This is a genomic window from Rhizobium giardinii bv. giardinii H152, from assembly GCF_000379605.1.
In the GTDB taxonomy this organism is placed as follows: domain Bacteria; phylum Pseudomonadota; class Alphaproteobacteria; order Rhizobiales; family Rhizobiaceae; genus Pararhizobium; species Pararhizobium giardinii.
On sequence record NZ_KB902659.1, the window covers coordinates 1 to 1,028 of the forward strand.

Sequence of the window (1,028 nt, forward strand, 5' to 3'; positions counted from 1 at the left end):
CGTCATCTTTCTCATGGCTCCCCTGTTTGCAATTCTTCCACTAGCATTCACGGGCAGCATATTCCTGAATTATCCGATCCCCGGATACTCGTTCCGTTGGTTCCACGAACTGTTCACAGCTGATGCATGGCGTCGCTCAATCATGAACAGCCTCATCATCGGCTCGGGAACCACAATCCTGGCGACGATCCTCGGTACGGTCGCCGCCCTCGGTCTGCGCGGTAACTCAGCGGCACTGCTGTTCAGTTTTTTCCGAACCGTGTTTCTGCTGCCGATGGTGGTCCCTGCGGTCGTTCTCGGCGTCGGTATGCAGCTGATGTTCGCTCAATACGGTCTCGCCAATACATATCTTGGCGTCATCATTGCCCACACTGTCATCGCGATCCCATTCGTGGTCGTCAACGTGACTGCTGCTCTGCAGGGTATTGATCGTCGTCTTGAAAACGCCGCAGCCAGTCTTGGGGCATCGCCGTTAGTGGTTCTCCAAAAGGTCACATTGCCGTTGGCAATGCCCGGCGTCGTCTCTGGCGCGGTGTTCGCATTTGCCACATCTTTAGACGAGGTCGTGTTGACGCTGTTCGTCGCTGGTCCGAACCAGCGAACGGTCGCGCGTCAAATGTTCTCGACAATTCGAGAAAATATCAGCCCGGCAATTGCGGCCGCAGCATTCCTCTTCATCGTAGGAACGGTGCTCATCGCAGGTCTGGTACTGTTGGCTCAAAAGAAAACTCAGAGAGCCTAAAAAAAAGAAGGTTTCCGGGCGGCGGGATCAGTCTCCCCGTCCGGATCAAAAACCCAAAAAGATGGCCCAAAGGCCAAAAGGACTTTCCAACGTCGTTGGAAGGATTGGTGTTCTGCGCCCTGATAACAGGGTCAGACGATGGAAAAGGGGAATAGCAATGTTCAAGAATTTTGTAGCTTCGGCTTTGATGGCATCCTTTCTGGCAGGTGTCTCAATGCCCGCAAACGCAGCAGATGACGGCGTTACACTCGGTTTCGCTGTCGCATTCACGGGTTGGGAAGCAGCT

The 1,028-nt window shown here is 54.1% G+C and carries 2 protein-coding genes; one reads left to right on the top strand and one right to left on the bottom strand.

Going from position 1 to position 1,028, the window contains the following annotated elements; translation table 11 throughout:
- On the top strand, nt 1-742 hold a 742-nt coding region (locus A3AY_RS0114500), incomplete at its 5' end, for an ABC transporter permease (protein WP_018326383.1).
- A gap of 45 nt (nt 743-787) precedes the next feature.
- Here the strand turns inward: A3AY_RS0114500 and A3AY_RS40135 are convergent.
- Nucleotides 788-1,028, bottom strand: a 241-nt coding sequence (locus A3AY_RS40135; RefSeq protein WP_210163019.1) for a hypothetical protein, incomplete at its 5' end; no start/stop codon positions are given.